Origin of the sequence: uncultured Negativicoccus sp. (assembly GCF_902480485.1) — a bacterium.
Taxonomy (GTDB): domain Bacteria; phylum Bacillota; class Negativicutes; order Veillonellales; family Negativicoccaceae; genus Negativicoccus; species Negativicoccus succinicivorans.
Genome location: NZ_CABSTC010000034.1, coordinates 1 through 14,271 on the forward strand (window position 1 = coordinate 1; position 14,271 = coordinate 14,271).

General features: G+C 49.6%; 17 protein-coding genes and 5 tRNA genes. All 22 read right to left on the reverse strand.

From position 1 onward, the window contains the following. Window positions 1-173 precede the first annotated feature (173 nt). A tRNA-Met gene (locus RDN69_RS03920) sits at window positions 174-250 on the reverse strand. A 4-nt stretch (window positions 251-254) separates the two neighbouring features. Then, window positions 255-330 (reverse strand) — tRNA-Thr (locus RDN69_RS03925). A gap of 39 nt (window positions 331-369) precedes the next feature. Next, window positions 370-445, reverse strand: a tRNA-Met gene (locus tag RDN69_RS03930). A gap of 8 nt (window positions 446-453) precedes the next feature. Beyond that, window positions 454-539 (reverse strand) — tRNA-Tyr (locus RDN69_RS03935). A gap of 9 nt (window positions 540-548) precedes the next feature. Beyond that, window positions 549-624 (reverse strand) — tRNA-Thr (locus RDN69_RS03940). A 113-nt stretch (window positions 625-737) separates the two neighbouring features. After that, complete coding sequence (locus RDN69_RS03945; protein WP_024049249.1) at window positions 738-971, reverse strand: DUF4911 domain-containing protein; 234 nt, start codon at window positions 969-971, stop codon at window positions 738-740. Further along, on the reverse strand, window positions 964-2,190 hold the full coding sequence (locus RDN69_RS03950) for a U32 family peptidase (protein ID WP_273260810.1): 1,227 nt from the start codon (window positions 2,188-2,190) through the stop codon (window positions 964-966). The genes RDN69_RS03945 and RDN69_RS03950 overlap by 8 nt, the downstream gene beginning before the upstream one ends. Before the next feature lie 9 nt (window positions 2,191-2,199). Beyond that, window positions 2,200-2,820, reverse strand: coding sequence for an O-methyltransferase (locus tag RDN69_RS03955; RefSeq protein ID WP_273260808.1), 621 nt, complete (start codon window positions 2,818-2,820; stop codon window positions 2,200-2,202). Further along, the gene (gene mltG / locus RDN69_RS03960; RefSeq protein ID WP_024049252.1) at window positions 2,783-3,772 is read right to left on the reverse strand and encodes an endolytic transglycosylase MltG; all 990 of its coding nucleotides are present in this window, start codon (window positions 3,770-3,772) and stop codon (window positions 2,783-2,785) included. The genes RDN69_RS03955 and mltG overlap by 38 nt, the downstream gene beginning before the upstream one ends. Before the next feature lie 75 nt (window positions 3,773-3,847). Further along, complete coding sequence (locus RDN69_RS03965) at window positions 3,848-4,894, reverse strand: elongator complex protein 3 (protein WP_273260805.1); 1,047 nt, start codon at window positions 4,892-4,894, stop codon at window positions 3,848-3,850. Between the two features lie 16 nt (window positions 4,895-4,910). Continuing rightward, entirely contained in the window at window positions 4,911-5,639 is a 729-nt protein-coding gene (gene rnc / locus RDN69_RS03970) for a ribonuclease III (RefSeq protein ID WP_273260803.1), read from the reverse strand. Continuing rightward, on the reverse strand, window positions 5,639-6,886 hold the full coding sequence (gene fabF / locus RDN69_RS03975) for a beta-ketoacyl-ACP synthase II (protein WP_024049255.1): 1,248 nt from the start codon (window positions 6,884-6,886) through the stop codon (window positions 5,639-5,641). Before fabF ends, rnc begins: the two co-directional genes overlap by 1 nt. Before the next feature lie 207 nt (window positions 6,887-7,093). Continuing rightward, on the reverse strand, window positions 7,094-7,330 hold the full coding sequence (locus RDN69_RS03980) for an acyl carrier protein (RefSeq protein ID WP_024049256.1): 237 nt from the start codon (window positions 7,328-7,330) through the stop codon (window positions 7,094-7,096). 76 nt (window positions 7,331-7,406) lie between these two features. Next, window positions 7,407-8,144 carry a 3-oxoacyl-[acyl-carrier-protein] reductase gene (fabG, locus tag RDN69_RS03985; RefSeq protein ID WP_024049257.1) on the reverse strand — a complete coding sequence of 246 codons (738 nt, stop codon included), beginning with the start codon at window positions 8,142-8,144 and terminating at the stop codon, window positions 7,407-7,409. Then, window positions 8,134-9,084, reverse strand: coding sequence for an ACP S-malonyltransferase (gene fabD, locus RDN69_RS03990; protein ID WP_024049258.1), 951 nt, complete (start codon window positions 9,082-9,084; stop codon window positions 8,134-8,136). Before fabD ends, fabG begins: the two co-directional genes overlap by 11 nt. Next, window positions 9,081-10,022 (reverse strand): enoyl-[acyl-carrier-protein] reductase FabK, encoded by a 942-nt coding sequence (fabK, locus tag RDN69_RS03995; protein WP_024049259.1) that lies wholly within the window; start codon window positions 10,020-10,022, stop codon window positions 9,081-9,083. Before fabK ends, fabD begins: the two co-directional genes overlap by 4 nt. Before the next feature lie 4 nt (window positions 10,023-10,026). Continuing rightward, a complete protein-coding gene (locus RDN69_RS04000) occupies window positions 10,027-11,019 on the reverse strand; it encodes a beta-ketoacyl-ACP synthase III (RefSeq protein WP_024049260.1) in 993 nt (330 codons plus the stop codon). Continuing rightward, window positions 11,009-12,031, reverse strand: coding sequence for a phosphate acyltransferase PlsX (gene plsX, locus RDN69_RS04005; protein ID WP_273260795.1), 1,023 nt, complete (start codon window positions 12,029-12,031; stop codon window positions 11,009-11,011). Before plsX ends, RDN69_RS04000 begins: the two co-directional genes overlap by 11 nt. Further along, a complete protein-coding gene (locus tag RDN69_RS04010; RefSeq protein WP_273260793.1) occupies window positions 12,028-12,579 on the reverse strand; it encodes a DeoR family transcriptional regulator in 552 nt (183 codons plus the stop codon). The genes plsX and RDN69_RS04010 overlap by 4 nt, the downstream gene beginning before the upstream one ends. A gap of 176 nt (window positions 12,580-12,755) precedes the next feature. Beyond that, window positions 12,756-13,022 (reverse strand): 30S ribosomal protein S15, encoded by a 267-nt coding sequence (gene rpsO, locus RDN69_RS04015; RefSeq protein WP_024049263.1) that lies wholly within the window; start codon window positions 13,020-13,022, stop codon window positions 12,756-12,758. 138 nt (window positions 13,023-13,160) lie between these two features. After that, complete coding sequence (gene dat / locus RDN69_RS04020; protein WP_024049264.1) at window positions 13,161-14,051, reverse strand: D-amino-acid transaminase; 891 nt, start codon at window positions 14,049-14,051, stop codon at window positions 13,161-13,163. 10 nt (window positions 14,052-14,061) lie between these two features. Beyond that, a partial coding sequence (locus tag RDN69_RS04025; protein ID WP_288218278.1) for a redoxin domain-containing protein occupies window positions 14,062-14,271 on the reverse strand: 210 nt, incomplete at its 5' end.

Below are 14,271 nucleotides of genomic sequence, written 5' to 3' on the forward strand. Positions count from 1 at the left end.
CGATGGTACCAATATTAACGTGCGGTTTGCTGCGTTCAAAATGTGCTTTTGCCATAGGGGTAATTTCCTCCTTTGAATAAAAAATAGCTATTCATATTTTAACCCAAAAAAGCAATAACGGCAAGAGTTTGCCAATTTTATACAATAAAAAATACCTCTTTATAGAGGCATAATGGTGGCGGCGCAGGGATTTGAACCCCGGACACTGCGGGTATGAACCGCATGCTCTAGCCAACTGAGCTACGCCGCCATGCTGGAGCTGATGACCGGGATTGAACCGGTGACCTTATCCTTACCAAGGATACGCTCTACCGACTGAGCTACATCAGCTTATCCTTTGGCAATTTATCTGAAAGGAATTAGATGACTTGGTTGCGGGGGTAGGATTTGAACCTACGACCTTCGGGTTATGAGCCCGACGAGCTACCAACTGCTCCACCCCGCGATGTTCAATGGTGGAGGGAGAAGGATTCGAACCTTCGAAGGCAATAGCCGGCAGATTTACAGTCTGCTCCCTTTGGCCGCTCGGGAATCCCTCCATGTAATGCTGGAGCTGGCGATAGGACTTGAACCCACAACCTACTGATTACAAATCAGTTGCTCTACCGATTGAGCTACGCCAGCATGCGTCATAACAAAGTTAATTATACTGATGTGGCCGGGTCTTGTCAAGTGCTTCTTTCCTTGCTCCTCTGTTTTGCTGACTTTCATAGTTTAACACAGTTTTTGCGTTTTGGCTACTCTTTTTTGACAAAATCTTCAGGGCTTTCTGCGATCTGAAGCGGAATTGCAAGCGATTGCAAAACGGCGCAAACGTCCGCTTTAGTATCCTCGGTCGCGCGGACACGAGCGATCCCCAGTTGGGGATCGATGGTCGTCACCACGCCTAAATATTCATACCCTTCCAAAATGCGTACAACATACGTAATGTAGCGCCGTTCTGTTTGAAAGTACACTTCGCCCTCATGCATGAATTTGTCTCCGCATCAGGCTGTGTTTAGTAACCGCTTGCTGCATCGGCAAACGTACCAGCATACGCGGATGTGGCGCTCGGGAAATGGCTTCCCCTTCCCCGTCGGTCATCTGTTCGATTTTCTGCGTAAATACGTTTCCTTCCGGCGTGCGAAACTCAACGAGTTCACCGACCGCGAAATGGTTGCGCTGCTCGATGAGAGCCGTTTTGGTTGCCTCATTGTATTCCAAAACCAAGCCGATAAACTCATGGCTTTGCACGTTACTTGAGCTGCCGTAAATTTGATCCTGCTCGCTTGGCCTTCCCACAGCAAAACCGGTGGTATACGGTCGATGTGAAATTTTTTCCAATTCCTGATACCACTCCGGACGTACGTAGTAGTCGTCGCCCTCCCGCAAATACGCATCCAGCGCGCTTCGATAAACGCCGGTTACAGTGGCAACATAATGAGCGCTTTTCATGCGACCCTCGATTTTGAAGCTGGTGATCCCTGCTTCCACCATCTTCGGGATCAGCGGCAATAAGCACAAGTCTTTGGAATTAAAAATGTACGTTCCGCGTTCGTCTTCTTCGACGGGCCAATATTCGCCCGGTCGTGCTTCTTCCACTACACGATATTTATAGCGGCACGCCTGAATGCATTCGCCGCGATTGGAATCACGCGTTTCTGAAAAATAGTTGCTCAAAAGGCATCGCCCCGAATAGGAAATGCACATCGCGCCGTGCACAAAACTTTCGATTTCAACTCCTGTTTTTTCGTGAATTTCCTTCGTTTCATCAAGGGACAGCTCTCTCGCCAGTACAATGCGACTCGCTCCCTGCTGCTGCCAGAAACGCGCCGCCGACCAGTTCGTAGTATTTGCCTGCGTAGAAACATGTAGTTCTGTATGCGGCGCATATTCTTTCGCCAAGACAAAAACTCCCGGATCGGAAATGATCAACGCATCCACTCCGAGCTGATCCAAGCTTTTCAAATAGTCAGGTAATTCCGGCAAATCCCGGTTATGCGCCATGATGTTCACCGTGACATAGACTTTTTTGCCGCGTTCATGGGCAAATTGAATACCTTCCGCCATTTCAGCAGTATCAAAATTACCGCCATATGCGCGCAAACCGAATGCCTTACCGCCTAAGTATACGGCATCGGCTCCATATTCAATAGCGAATTTAAGCTTTTCCAAATTGCCGGCCGGTGCCAGCAGTTCCAATGGTTTCATACTATGCTTCTATCCCTTTCGTCGGGCGACGGCAAAACCGTCCCCCGTTTCATATATGCTCGTCGTAAAATAACGCGGATCTTTTACATACGCGAGAAAAGCGCGCATGCGGTGTGCAATCGTTCGCATGCGCCGCGGTACATCGCTATCGTCAGCACATACATAACCGCGAAATAAAACGTTATCCGCTAAAATAGTCGCATTTTTTTGCAAGAGCGGTTCCGCTAAACGCAAATGCTCCAAGTAGTGACCTTTGGACCCGTCAAGGTACAGCAGATCAAACGGTCCTTTGATTTCCCGCAACGCCTCTTCCGCAGTCGCCGACACCACCGTCACTCGATTCTCTACGCCTGCTTGTCGCATTCGTTTCCTTGCTTCCCGATACCGCGGAGCAAACGGCTCAATAGTAACGATCTCCGCCTGCGGCAATAGCGTCGCCATCAAAAGTGCCGAGTAACCGATCCCCGTGCCGATTTCTAAAATCCGACGCGGAGCCGCCGCGAGTACAGCCGAACGAAATAAGTTTTCTTCGCTCTTACGAATTTGCGGTATGCGAATATCGTCTCCATAGCGGCGCAAAGCTGTGACTTCATTATTGAGATGCGGCATATCGGTCGATATTGGCTTCATGTTCTTCATATGTCTTGGCAAAATGGTGATATCCTTTAGCGTCCGCCACAAAATATAAATATTCGGTAGTCGGTGCATGTAATACCGCATCCATCGCCGCTTTGCCGGGGGCCGCCACCGGTCCAGGCGGCAATCCCTTATGCAAATAGGTATTATACGGCGAAGGAATTTGCGTATCGGCAATACTTAAAACTGGTTTCGGTTCTCCTAAAATATACTGGATACTTGCGCAAGATTGGAGAGGCATACCGATCGCCAAGCGTTTCTTGAACACTGCGGCAATCGTATAGCGATCATCCTCATACATGGCCTCCTTTTCCACCAGGGACGCCAATGTGATGAAGTCATGCAGACTGAATCCCTGCGCAGCAATTTCTTGCCGCAATTCGGGTGTCAGTTGCTTTTGCATTTCTCGATTCATGTGCGCGATGATATCATTGACCGATGCACCGTCCGGAACATCATATGTAGAAGGAAACAAAAATCCTTCTACCGGATAGTCGGTAGCTCGTGTGCTCTGCATATCTGCAGGCAAACTATAAACCTTCGCCGCCGCTAAGAAATCATGTTTCTTAGCGATACCCAACCGATCCAGTCGCTTCGCAATTTGCGTCACGGTAAATCCTTCCGGAATCACCACCTGCCGAGCGGCGGGTCGTCCGTCACGCAAGGCGGCGATTACGGCCGGCATCGACATATTCGTCATAAGATCGTAATGCCCTTCTTGGAGCTTATCGGCGTTCCCGCTCAAGTATAGTGCGGCACGAAAGATATGCGGATTCCAAATGATATTTTTATCTGCAAGGATTTGGGCTATTTCCGCTCCCGTTTGCGCCGCCTCGATCCGTACCGTTACAGGTTTGCTTTGTAGCAACGGATTTTTACCGTAAAGCAGAGCGCCTCCTGCGACGAGTAGAACAAACAGTATTGAAATACTGATTATTTTCTTCATATATACCTCAATGCGTTCATTTTAAAGTTGTTTTTTTATTATAGCACATCTCTAAAATGTGCTTTTAGCATCTTCTCACTGACAATACAATAGCGATTCCAAGCGCTTTTGATAAGTTTTCGTTGAGGTGGTAAAGCAGACTGCCCCCGGTGGCATGTCAACAGATTCACGCCAAGTAATCGGACCGGCGTATTTTTCTTGATATTTTTTGACATTGGCATTTTTATGTCCGCGCACTTTACTGGCGTCACGTGTTGAGTAAGTGATTGTCACCGGCCCACGCGCCTGTCGGAAACCTTTTTTAAGTTCCTGCGCATACGATCGCGCGATGGCCAACTCTCCCAACGCCGGATGGTACGGTCCCGCGACATACGCAGCATGCGAATCCAGATCTTGCGTCGCCTGCAAACCGATCCGAATGACAGGAATATTATGCTTTGCCAGATAACGTCTCCACCATGCACCCACCAAGATCGCCTGTGCAAGCGTTAAAGGCTGATAATCACCGTTGCGATATTGCCGTTCCAGTAATGTATCACGCAGCACTAACGCCGGATAAATTCGTACAAAATCGGGGGTCAGAGCGACCGTTGCCCGAATGGTCTTGCGCAATGTCGCAAAGGTTTCGCCGTAAAGACCGGGCAAAAGTTGTATTCCTACCTGCATACCGCCCCTGCGAAGAATTTCTATTGCTTTTGCTACCACCGCACTGCGATGGCCGCGACGGGCCTGCCATAAAACGTTGTCATCTAAACTTTGCACACCGAGCTCTACCGTACGTACGCCATGCGCATATAAAAAAGCTGTATTTTCAACACTAATACAGTCCGGTCGCGTAGAAAGGCGCAATGCAGAAACATCACCTTTTTCCCATGCATATTTGGCCGGCGCGATCAGTGCCCGCTGCCGCTCTTCACTGAGCGCGGTAAAAGAGCCGCCGTAGAACGCCACTTGCCAGCGGTACGGTCGCGTCGTCGAAGCAAGATATTCCGCAATCGTTTTCGCGACCATAGCCGGCGTAGTACGATCTGTCTGTGCCGTCAATTTCCACTGGTTGCAAAAACTGCAACGATACGGACAGCCGTCATGCGGAATAAAGATGGGAATAATCGCTTCTCTCATTATAAAAAAGGCGCGGTCATGACCGCGCTCCTCCATTTGCCTGTAACTTTTGCAATGCGGCTTGCGCTGCTTGTTGCGCTGCCGCTTTTTTGCTTTTTCCTACGCCGGAGGCGACTGCCTCGCCATTTAATTCCACTTCCATATAAAACGTTTTATCATGATCCGGACCTTCATCACGCAGCAAATTATAACGGAGATCCACATCTCCATCCTGCTGCAAAAATTCCTGCAATTCCGTTTTATAGTCGCGCGTGTAATCGCCACTGTCAATCAGATCCAGGTACGGTTTCAAATGCTCCATGATAAATTCCGCGGCCGTTTCGTATGATGTATCAAGATAAATCGCGCCAACTACCGCTTCAAATGCATCCGCCAGAATCGATGCCCTTTGTCGTCCCCCGGTGTGTTCTTCTCCTTTACCCAGTCGCAAGGTTTCACCCAAGTGAAATTTACGGGCGCAAGAAGCCAAAGCAGGCTCGCAAACGGCGCTCGCTTTGGCCCGTGTCAAATCTCCTTCGGGCCAAGCCGGATATTTACGAAAAAGATATTCCCCAATCACCAAGTCCAGCACGGCATCACCTAAAAACTCGAGCCGCTCATTATCGTGTATGCCCTGCTGCCGATGTTCATTCGCATAGGATGTATGCGTCAGAGCCGTACTCAGAAGGGAATGATCTCGCACCGGGATATGATGCGCAGCGGCAAAATCCTGAATCTGTTTACGCCGCACTTCCGATGGAGTCATCAGTCATTTCCTTCCGGTTTGCGCATTATAATAACCGCATTTTGCCCACCGAAGCCGAATGAGTTTGACATGGCCGCACGTACTTTCACTTTGCGCGCGCCTTCCGTCACATAGTCCAAATCACAATCCGGATCCGGATGTTTCAAGTTGATCGTCGGATGAACTTCGTCATTTTCAATTGAAAGCGCCATAACGACCGCTTCTACAGCACCGGCCGCGCCGAGCAAATGGCCGGTCATTGATTTGGTAGAGTTCACCACCAAGCGATCTGCTTCCGCACCAAACAATGCGCGGATAGCGTGCGTTTCATTTTTATCATTGAGCGGCGTAGCCGTTCCGTGCGCATTGATATAATCAATATCCTGAACAGTTAATTGCGCATCCTGCAATGCTCTTTCCATGCACTTTTGGGCTTGGCAACCTTCCGGAGCCGGTGCCGTAATATGGTACGCATCACCATTCGACCCATAGCCGCACAATTCCGCATAAATATGCGCGCCGCGTTCGACCGCATGGTCCCATTCTTCCAGTACGAGCATGGCCGCGCCTTCACCGAAAACGAAACCGTCACGTGTTGCATCAAACGGACGCGATGCTTCCTCCGGCTCACCGTCAAACGTGGAGAGCGCTTTCATTGCGATAAAACCGGCGAACGGCAACGGACTGATGGCCGCTTCGGCACCGCCTGCAATGACAATATCCGCATCACCGTAACGAATCATGCGCAGCGCATCACCAATCGCATTTGTCCCCGATGCGCAGGCCGTCACATCCGTAATGACCGGACCGCGTACATCCAGTGCAATGGAAATTTGACCGGCCGCCATGTTGGCAATCATCATCGGAATCGCAAACGGACTGACGCGGGAAGGCCCCCTGTTCGCAAGACGATCCGCCGCTTCTTCGATCGTGGTGATACCACCGATACCGGTGCCGACCACCGCCCCGATCCGATCATGGTCCAACGCGTTCCAATCAATCTTGGCGTCTTCCACTGCCATTTTGGCCGCGGCCACACCAAAATGAGCAAATCGATCCATATGACGCGCTTCTTTACGGTCCATATAATCGGTCGCGGTAAAACCTTCGACTTCGCCGGCAATGCGCACTGCGAAATCCGTTGTATCAAACGCAGTGATTCGTTTAATACCCGACTTTCCTGCCAATAAATTTTTCCATACGGTCTCTTTACCGATGCCAACCGGAGAAATAATACCAAGACCTGTTACTGCTACGCGCTTGCGCATATTTTCCACCTCGTCCAGTTTCATTACCTATAATCAGTCACGCCTGCGTAAGTGCTTTACATATTTTATTGTAGCACTTCGCCACAATGGCATGCATACTGCTATTATAAAGCTGTTGTGCTATTCTAATCGACACGACAGCTAATCTTATGATAAAAACATAAACAGGAAAACCGGGAGGCGAGCGCTTCCCGGTTTCGACCTCGATTACGCAATATTCTTGTCAATGTAGTCGACCGTATCTTTAACGGTTTTGATTTTTTCGGCTACATCATCAGGGATTTCAATTTCAAATTCTTCTTCAAACGCCATAATCAATTCAACGATATCCAAAGAATCCGCGCCAAGATCATCAATGAAAGTGGAGTCGATTTGCACATCCGCTTCATCCACACCCAGCTGTTCTACAACGATCGCGCGTACCTTTTCAAATGTATTGTTCATGGTTTCACCACCTTTCCGGTTTTGGTTTATTATATTACATCTAACGGGCCATGACAAACTGTCCCGGTAGCATCAGCTACATAGCCATACCGCCGTTGACTTGCAATACTTGCCCGGTAATGTACTTCGCCTCGTCGGAGGCCAGAAAACGTACCGCGGCGGCAATGTCTTCCGGATCTCCCATTGCCCCCAGAGGAATTTGCTTGATCAGACTTTCTTTGATTTTGTCCGGCAATCCGCTGGTCATATCGGTATGAATAAACCCGGGTGCAATCGCATTTACACGAATACCGCGCGCGGCAAATTCTTTCGCATTCGCTTTCGTCAAGCCGATAACGCCCGCTTTGGCAGCAGCATAATTGGCCTGCCCGATATTACCCGTCACACCGACAACGGAGCTCATATTAATAATGACACCGCGGCGTTGCTTAAACATATCGCCGATAACGGCCTGCGTCATCAAGAAAACACCTTTTAAGTTGGTGTTTAAAACAGCGTCCCAGTCGGCCTCTTTCATCCGCCGCACCAGGGTGTCGCGGGTAATGCCGGCGTTATTTACCAGCACGTCGATATGCGAAAATTCTTTTTGCGTTTCGGCCACAATGCGTTCCGCTTCCTCTTTTCGGGAAACATCCCCCTGTACTAAAATAACTTTTTGACCGCATGCCTTCACTGCCTGCGCCACTTCTTCCGCCGCGCTTACGTTACTGGAATAATTAATCGCAACATCATAACCGGCCTGCGCCAAAGCGACTGCCACTGCCCGCCCGATGCCGCGCGATGCGCCGGTAACAAGTGCCGTTTTAGTTGTCATTTTGTGCCTCCTCAAAATGTGCCAAGGTAGCCTCTAAGCTGCTCACATTTTCGACATGCTCCCGATGCACGGCAGACTCAATTTTTTTCATAAAACCGCTTAAAACAGTGCCCGGACCCACTTCTACCATCGTATCCACACCTTTAGTCAAAAGCACATGCATGCTGTCTTCCCAAAGGACCGGATGGGCTGCCTGTTCGACTAATGACTCACGAATTTCTGCACTCGTATGAACCGGTTGGGCATGCACATTGGCAATCACGGGAATTTGCGCCTCTTTGATCTCGATCGTATGCAAGACTTGCGCCAATTTTTCGGCTGCCGGTTGCATCAATGTGCTGTGAAACGGTGCCGAAACCGGCAACGGAATCGCGCGACGCGCGCCCGCTTCTTTCATCTTCTCACATGCCGCCGCCACCGCGTCTGTTGTCCCCGCAATGACTACTTGTCCTGGGCAATTGAAATTCACGGCTTGCACGATTTTCCCTTGTGCCGAAAGTTCTTCGCAAATCGTGATAATTTTTTCGCGTTCCAGACGAATGATTGCCGCCATACCGCCCTCTCCGATCGGCACGGCTTCCTGCATAAATTTTCCGCGCGCGTGTACGGTACGTACCGCATCCACAAATGAAATGGAGCCCGCCGCCACAAGTGCCGAGTATTCTCCCAAGCTATGACCCGCAAGATATTCTGCGGTAATGCCCGCTTGTGCGAGCAGATCATAGGCCGCTACGCTTGCCGTCAAAATCGCCGGCTGGGTATACTGAGTCTGCTGTAATTTTTCTGCCGGACCTTCAAAAATCAATTCACTCAGCTTCCAGCCAAGCGCTTCATCCGCTTCTTCAAAACGGTTGCGTACGCTTTCATATTGCGCAGCCAAGTCCTGCATCATTCCTACTTTTTGCGAGCCCTGACCGGGAAACAAAAATGCCGTTTTCATACCTTCACCTCGCTGATACGTTGCTGCACGACGGCAGCTTCTTTGATAATCGAAGTAATAATTTCACGTACCGGTTTGATATCGTTCACTAAGCCTGCAATTTGTCCGACCATGATCGATCCTGTCTTCGTATCTCCCAAAATCGCCGCCCGGCGCAAACTCCCCGCACCAAGACCTTCGATTTCCGCTAACGGCGCGTTGATGCTTTCCAATTTTTCATACTGTCGGGAAAGCGCATTGGCGATCACGCGCACAGGATGTCCCGTCGTACGCCCGGTAATCACAGTCGAACGATCCCGTGCTTTCAAAAGAGCTTCCTTATATGCCGGATGGGCGACGCATTCTTCACTGGCCACAAAGCGTGTACCCATCTGCACTCCGACCGCTCCCAATGCCAACATGGCGATCAACGCTCGACCATCGGCAATACCGCCGGCCGCAATAACGGGCAGTTCTACTGCATCTACTACTTGCGGTACCAACGCCAAAGTAGTTACCTTGCCGACATGGCCGCCGCTTTCCAGTCCTTCTGCAATAACGGCATCGACTCCGACGCTTGCCAACCTTTTAGCTAACGCCACAGCGGAAACGACAGGAATGACTTTGGCACCGGATGCTTTAAAGCGCTCAATGTACTTCCCCGGATTTCCCGCCCCGGTTGTAATAACCGGTACTTTTTCCTCACAAACGGCTGCTACACACTCTTCAACAAAAGGTGAACGCAGCATCAAATTGACACCGAAGGGTTTCTTCGTATGCGCTTTCACTTGCCGGATCTGTTCACGAAGAAGATCACCCGGCATATTACCGGCCCCAATCACACCGAGGCCGCCCGCCTCCGAAACAGCGGAGGCTAATTCCCAAGTTCCGAGCCAAGCCATACCGCCTTGAATAATCGGTGCTTCAATTCCCAATAATTCTGTCAGTTTCGTTTTCATTCCGCTACCGCCATTCCATACAAAGGCTGGCCCAGGTTAAGCCGGCACCGAATCCTACTAAGACGACCTGATCGCCGCTTTTAATTCGACCGGCATGCGCCGCTTCATCCAATGCGATTGCAATCGATGCGCTGGACGTATTACCGTAGCGATCCAAATTTTCAAAAATGCGTTCTAAGGGCAAGGATATTTTTTTGGCGGCTGCTTGAATGATCCGCTCGTTCGCCTGATGCGGAATCAAAAGGTCCACATCATCATAGGTAAGCCCACATTTAGCAAGCGCTCTTCCGGTAGATTCGCCAATAACTTTTACCGCAAATTTAAAGACATCTTTACCATTCATGCGAATGAACATTTTCTGATCGGCAAGCTCCGGATGCAAATCACCATGAAAAGGTCCGCCGAAAATCCCCAGTGCGCCGCGACCGGAACCATCCGATCCGAGATCGATTCCGCCAATACCTCCGGTGGCCACTTCTCCCAAAACAACCGCACCGGCGCCATCGCCGAAAAGTACGCAGGTGTTTCGATCTGTCCAATCCACAAAACGGCTCAGCACTTCTGCGCCGACAACCAAAGCCTTCTGATATAAACCGGTAGCCAACATTTGACTCGCTACTGCGGTCGCATACACGAAACCGCTGCATCCGGCAGACAGATCAAATGCGCCCGCCGCGGGAATCCCCAATATATCCTGTAAAGCGCACGCGGTCGAAGGTGCAATGGTATCTTGCGTACATGTCGCCACGACCACGAGATCAATTTCCTCTGCAGTAACACCGGCATCCGCTATTGCTTTTTCTGCCGCTTTTTTCGCTAACGAGACCGTCGAGGTTCCGGGTTCGGCAATTCTCCGTTCACGAATCCCCGTGCGTGTCCGAATCCATTCATCTGACGTGTCTACCATTTTTTCTAAATCCGCATTGGTAAGAATATGTTCCGGCACATACGAGCCGGTTCCTAAAATTCCGATCTGCCGCAACGTACTACTCTTCATTTGTTGCATCCACCGTTTCTAAAGCTGTTTTGATATGTTCTACCATTTCTGAATCCGCAATATGTGACGCAAGTCGTACGGCATTTTGAATCGCCCTTGCCTTGGATGCGCCATGGCAAATTACCAAACCGCCTTCGACACCCAAAAGCGGTGCGCCGCCGTACTCCGCGTAATCCACTTTTTTCAACGCCTGCTTCAGCGCCGGCCGTAAAAGCCAACCGCCTAATTTGGCGCGCCAACCGTTTTTCATTACCGCATCTTTTAAAAGATGCATCATCATAGTAGCCATGCCTTCCGCAAATTTTAAAACGACATTGCCCGTAAAGCCGTCGCACACAACGACATCGGCTACACGCTTCGGAATATCTCGTCCTTCGACATTGCCGATAAATCGGTAAACCGATTGTTCTTGCATCTTAGGATATACTTCCGTAACGACATTGCTGCCTTTGATTTCTTCGGTACCGATGTTCAGCAAACCGACGCGCGGCTCCACGATACCATAGACGCGTTGCATAAACACGTGCCCCAGCAAAGCGTTTTGCAACAAATTTTCGACTCCGGGATTGGCACTGGCCCCCGAATCAATCAAAAGCGTGGTGCCGCCATCCTGTGTCGGCAAAGGGGTTGCGATCGCCGGCCGACGAATTCCTTTAATACGTCCCAAGCCGAACAGGCCTGCCGTTACAGCAGCCCCCGTCGAACCGGGCGCAACCAATGCGCCGCAATGACCCTCTTTAACCAGCTTCGCCGCCACTACGATCGAAGCATCTTTCTTCTTGCGGTACGCCATCCCCGGATGTTCATCCATCCCAATGACCTGACTTGCATGCTGAACTTTTACCAGCGGATCATTTGTCATTCCCGCTGCTTTGACGAGGGGCAAAATCTGCGTCTCATCCCCGACGAGAACCACCGGAATCCGCCAAGATCGAACGGCATCCAATGCTCCGCGAACAATTTCCACGGGCGCGTAATCGCCGCCCATTGCATCTACTGCTATTGCTTTCATAGTCGCACCTCAGAATATGATTTTAAAATAAATTTAGCTCGAAACACTTCGGCGCAATCACGTAAACATTTGGCCCAAACGTAATGTTCCGAACCTCGCTGACGCACAACCGTGAGTTTCCAAACAAGCGTGTCACCAACGCGCACCGGCACTTTATATTTAATGTTTCCGACGCCGCATACCGCACTGGGTAAATCCAGCACTTTGTCCCCCAACGCCGTTGCCATCCCGTAAAGCGTCTGGACCGGTACAAATCCTGTGGCATCGACCAGATGAGGCGTCACCGTCAACATCGATAACGCGGAACGTTTGGAATTGTATTCCAATAATTTACCGTATACCGATTTTTGCTCCGCTGAATGTGCGTTTTTAGCAGCGGCTTTGCGTAGCCGCACACGTACTTCCGGTATATCCAATGCGGTTCTGTCCAAACGAATCGTCGCCACCGAAACGCCCAAGCCGTCAGCTAAGTCTTCATCCGTCAAAAACGGTTGCTCGCGCAACATGGTGACGATGCTCTCTCGTCGCTGGTCTCTATCTAATTTCATGGCGACTCCTTTCGTTAAATTATCACTACATGTTAATACCTAATAATAATTTTAGCAAAGTCATGTATATCGCGCAACTAATCTGTGTAAATTGTCATAAAAATAAAATATTTCTATAAAGAATGTCCTTTTTTTATGAAATAAAAAAGAAGCGGCACAACCGCTCCTTTTCATTCTTATTTGCGCAAATTCAATTTGTCCAAGAGATTACGATAGCGTTCGATATCTTTGCGACGCAGGTAATCCAACAAACCGCGACGCTGACCAACCAATTTCAACAGGCCGCGACGGGAATGATGATCTTTCTTGTGCTCTTTCAAATGATCGGTCAGGTAGTTAATACGAGCCGTCAAAATCGCAATTTGCACTTCCGGAGAACCGGTGTCCGTGTCGTGAACGCGGTTTTCCTCGATAAGTTTCTGTTTCTGTTCCAAAGTCAACATAGTAATTCCTCCTTGATTTCATCTGCGCTTTGCCAAGTATACCGTCGGAGATTCGGCCAACCGAGCAAAGTCGAAATTCACTTGTTAAGTTTACCTGAATTCAAGTGAAAAGTAAAGCTTTTATTTTCGTTTAAAAAATCACGGCAGCCCTTCCGCCATCAGACCTGCATACCGTTCCTGCAACGCTTTCGTGACCGGTCCGATCGTGCCGTCTCCCACCGTTTCTTTATCAATCTTCAGAACCGGAATAATGCCGGCGGTCGTGCTTGTATAGAATACTTCTTCCGCTTTCGCCAGATATTCCCGATCGATTTTACGCTCAATAACGGTGATGCCGCAACTCGGTGCTACTTTTGTAATGATCAGCTGGCGGGTGATACCTTTCAAAATCAAATCATCCGCGGGACGTGTCCACAAAATACCGTCACGTACCATGAAAACGTTCGAGCTGGTACCTTCCATTAATTCATCGCCACGGAACTGGAACGCTTCCGCGCATTTCTTTTGACGCGCTTTTTCCGCTCCCAGTACATTGGGAATTAAGTTCAAACTTTTGACATCGCAATGCTGCCAGCGGATATCATCAATGGTAATAACATGCGCGCCGTTTTTTGCCAATTCCGCTTTGTGGGGATTATCTTCGTTGACGTACATCAAAATATTGGGCGTAATCCCTTCCGGAAAAGCATGCACACGCGGTGCGGTACCGCGGGTGATCTGTAGGTAAACAGAGCCGTTTTGGATACCGCTTTCTTCGACGAGAACGTCATGCAACTCCGTTAATTCGTCCGGCGCGATCGTCGCCGGAATTTTCATGAGCCGCAACGACCGGTAAAGGCGATCAAGGTGGTACGAAAGAGCAAAGCATTTACCATTGTGTACTTTCGTCACTTCATAGACACCGTCGCCGAAGTAGTAACCGCGATCCAGCGGACTGATTGTAACTTTGTCCAGTGTCGTATATTCATAATTATAAAAAGCAATATCTTTTCTTTTTTTCATTTCAACCGGAGCGACTGTTTGTTCCACTTTCATCCTCCTAAGCTTGCAAATCCTTAAGTATTTCCTGAATGTGAGTAGCGGGCTTTACGCCGTGGTAAATATGCGTAAGTACCCCTTGCTGATCCATAACAAAAGTCGAGCGGGCAATTTTTTCACTCGGATCTTCCGTTTGCAATACGCCGAAATCACGGCACATCTGCCCTTGAGGATCACTCAAAAGAGCAAATTCCAACTGTTCTTTCGCTTT